A 3,158-nucleotide genomic window follows, 5' to 3' on the forward strand; every position below is an offset into this window, starting at 1 on the left:
GTGCGGAGGTTCTCTGCGTGGGGAGGGGGGAGGGAGGAGCCCGTCAGTCGAGGCCGCCCAGGACGTTCTGGTCCCAGTCGATCACGGAGCCGGTCACCACGCCGGACCGGTCGGACAGCAGCAGGACCACGAAGTCGGCGATCTCGTCCGGCCGGCCGAGCCTGCCCATCGGCAGCCGGGCGGCGGCCCGCTCCTTCCAGTCGTCGCCCGCGCCGTGGAAGGTGCGCTGGGTGGCGTCCTCGCCCTCGGTGGCGGTCCAGCCGATGTTCAGCCCGTTGATCCGGATCCGGTCCCAGCGGTGGGCGTGCGCCGCGTTGCGGGTCAGGCCGATGAGCCCGGCCTTCGCGGCGACGTAGGGGGCCAGGAAGGGCTGCCCGCCGTGCGCCGACGAGGTGATGATGTTGACGATCGTGCCGGGCTCCTCGCGCCGCACCATGTCCGCCACGGCGGCCTGCATGGCGAAGAACGGTGCCTTGAGGTTGATCGCGACGTGCTGGTCGAACAGTTCCGGGGTGGTGTCCAGCAGCGTTCCGCGCGAGGTCAGCCCCGCCGAGTTGACCAGGCCGTCGACCCGGCCGTACGCCCTCACCACCTCGGCGACGGAGTTCCTGGCCTGTTCCGCGTCGGCCAGGTCGGCGCGGACGAACATCGCCCTGCCGCCCGCGGCGGCCAGTTCCGCCACCAGGGCCTCGCCGGGCCCGGGGCGGCGCCCGGTGACGGCCACCACCGCCCCCTCGCGCGCCGCGGCCCGTGCGACGGCGGCACCGACGCCCTGGCTGCCGCCGTTGACGAGGACGATCCTGTCGTCGAGAAGTCCCATGCCGTTCGGGGGTCCTTTCCGTTCCTGAGCCGTTCCTGATCCGGTCGTGCGGTGTGGCGAGGGGAGCGCGGGGTCAGCTCTCGCGCCGCTCGGCGCCGGCCCGCAGTGCCTCCCGCAGGGTCCGCACGGTCCAGCCCTCGTGCAGCGCCCGCCGGACGAGGTCCGCCTGCGAGGGCGGGGCCAGGCCGTCGACCGGCGGGTCGTCGTCGAGGTTGGTGGGGAAGGGGTAGCCCTCGGCGCTCGCCGCGATCACGTTCTCCTGCCACTGCTCACCGGCGCCCTCGGCCCGTGCCCTGAGCAGCACCGGGTAGACGGCCGCCGTCACGGTCTCGCGGTCCACCGTCTCCATGGCCCGCCCGAACGCGGAGGACACCTGGAGCAGGTTGGCCATGCGCCGGATGTCCGCCGAGCGGTTGGCGCCGGCGGCGTGGAACAGGGCCGGGTTGAAGAAGACCGCGTCGCCCTTGGCGAGCGGCAGCTGCACGTGGTGCTCCTCGAAGTACGCCTGGAACTCGGGGAGCCGCCAGGCGAGGTAGCCGGGCCCGTACTTCTGCGAGTGCGGCAGGTACAGCGTGGGGCCGGACTCGACGGGCATGTCGCAGTGCGCGACCGCGCCCTGCAGGGTGAGCACGGGGGAGAGGTGGTGCACGTGCGCCGGGTAGGCGGCGGCGGCCTCGTTGGAGAGGAAGCCGAGGTGGTAGTCGCGGTGCACGGTCTGGGCGGCGCCGCCCGGGTTGACCACGTTCACCTGGGAGGTGACCTGGTAGCCGGGGCCGAGCCAGGCCGCGGACACCAGGGCGATCACGTCGTTGGCGTAGTAGTCGGCGAAGGCCCGCGGGTCGTGGAGGGCGGCCTTCTCCAGGGCGTTCCACACCCGGTCGTTGGCACCCGGCTTGGCGAAGTGGTCGCCGGAGGCGGCGCCCGTCGCGCGCTGCTGGGCGATCAGGGCGTCGAACACGGCGGTGGCCCGGTCCACGACCGCCGGGTCGGGGAAGGCGCCCCGGACGACCACGATGCCGGGGCCGTCGGCGAGGGCGTGCACCAGCTCGGTCTGGGCCTCGCGGCGGTCCGAGAGGGCGAGCCGGTCGGCGTCGTAGAGCAGCACGTTCCGCTCCACGGCGGAGGCGTGCGGGTAGGCGGATCGGTCCGTGGTCCGCTCGACCAGGGCGCGGAACGCGTCCAGGTCGCAGTCCTGCTCGGACAGCCAGGGCCGCTGCCGCGCGGACGGCTGGACCGGGGTGGAGGCGGTGGGGAAGGACATGCTCGTCCTTTCGGGTCACAGGGGGACTCGGCTCTGCCATTCTTGTCAGTACAAAGCCTTCGAACAACCAGCAGTGAGCCATCAAAAACCCCTCAGGAGTCCAGGAGCCGGTCACATGGGCCACCCCTTCCCCATCAGGGAAATCGCACGTCAGGCAGGTCTGAGCGAAGCAACGGTCGACCGGGTGCTCAACGGCCGGGGCGGAGTGCGGGACAGCACCGCGCAGGAGGTGCGCCGGGCGATCGCCGACCTGGACCGGCAGCGCACCCAGGTCCGGCTGGTCGGCCGTACCTTCATGGTGGACATCGTGATGCAGTCGCCGGAGCGGTTCTCCACCGCCGTCCGCGCGGCCCTGGAGGCCGAACTCCCCTCCCTGCACCCGGCCGTGGTCCGCTCCCGCTTCCACTTCCGCGAGACGGGTCCGGCACGGGAGCTGGTCGCCGTCCTCGACCGGATCGGGCGGCGCGGCTCGCAGGGGGTGGTCCTCAAGGCCCCGGACGTCCCCGAGGTCACCGCCGCCGTCGGCCGGCTCGCCGCGGCGGGCGTCCCCGTGGTGACGCTGGTGACCGACCTGCCCGCGAGCGCCCGCATCGGCTACGTCGGCAGCGACAACCGGGCGGCCGGCGCGACCGCCGCGTACCTCGTGGGGCAGTGGCTCGGCGACGGCCCCGGCAACGTGCTCACCAGCCTCTCCAGCGGTTCCTTCCGCAACGAGGAGGAGCGCGAGATGGGCTTCCGCAGCGCCGTGCGCGCCCGGTACCCCGGGCGCGCCCTCGTGGAGATCGCCGGGGGGCAGGGCCTGGACACCACCCAGTACGAGCTGGTCCGGACGGCCCTGGACCGCGACCCGGACATCCGCGCGGTCTACTCGATCGGCGGCGGCAACGTCGCCACCCTGCGGGCCTTCGAGGACGCCGGGCGCGAGTGCGCCGTGTTCGTCGCGCACGACCTCGACCAGGACAACGTCCGGCTGCTGCGCGAGCACCGCCTGTCCGCCGTGCTCCACCACGACCTGCGCCACGACCTGCGCGAGGCCTGCCACATCGTGATGCGCGCCCACGGCGCCCTGCCCCCCGC

The 3,158-nt window shown here is 73.5% G+C and carries 3 protein-coding genes; 1 reads left to right on the forward strand and 2 read right to left on the reverse strand.

Annotated elements, in window-relative coordinates; all coding sequences use genetic code 11:
* Positions 1 to 43: 43 nt before the first annotated feature.
* Together AOK18_RS21835 and AOK18_RS21840 are read right to left on the reverse strand one after the other, a co-directional pair.
* Complete coding sequence (locus AOK18_RS21835) at positions 44 to 820, reverse strand: SDR family oxidoreductase (RefSeq protein WP_055695454.1); 777 nt, start codon at positions 818 to 820, stop codon at positions 44 to 46.
* 73 nt (positions 821 to 893) lie between these two features.
* The gene (locus AOK18_RS21840) at positions 894 to 2,081 is read right to left on the reverse strand and encodes a phytanoyl-CoA dioxygenase family protein (protein WP_055695455.1); all 1,188 of its coding nucleotides are present in this window, start codon (positions 2,079 to 2,081) and stop codon (positions 894 to 896) included.
* 115 nt (positions 2,082 to 2,196) lie between these two features.
* Here AOK18_RS21840 and AOK18_RS21845 point away from each other — a divergent pair.
* A partial coding sequence (locus AOK18_RS21845; protein WP_055695456.1) for a LacI family DNA-binding transcriptional regulator occupies positions 2,197 to 3,158 on the forward strand: 962 nt, incomplete at its 3' end.

This window comes from Streptomyces prasinopilosus (assembly GCF_001419695.1).
Taxonomy (GTDB): domain Bacteria; phylum Actinomycetota; class Actinomycetes; order Streptomycetales; family Streptomycetaceae; genus Streptomyces; species Streptomyces prasinopilosus.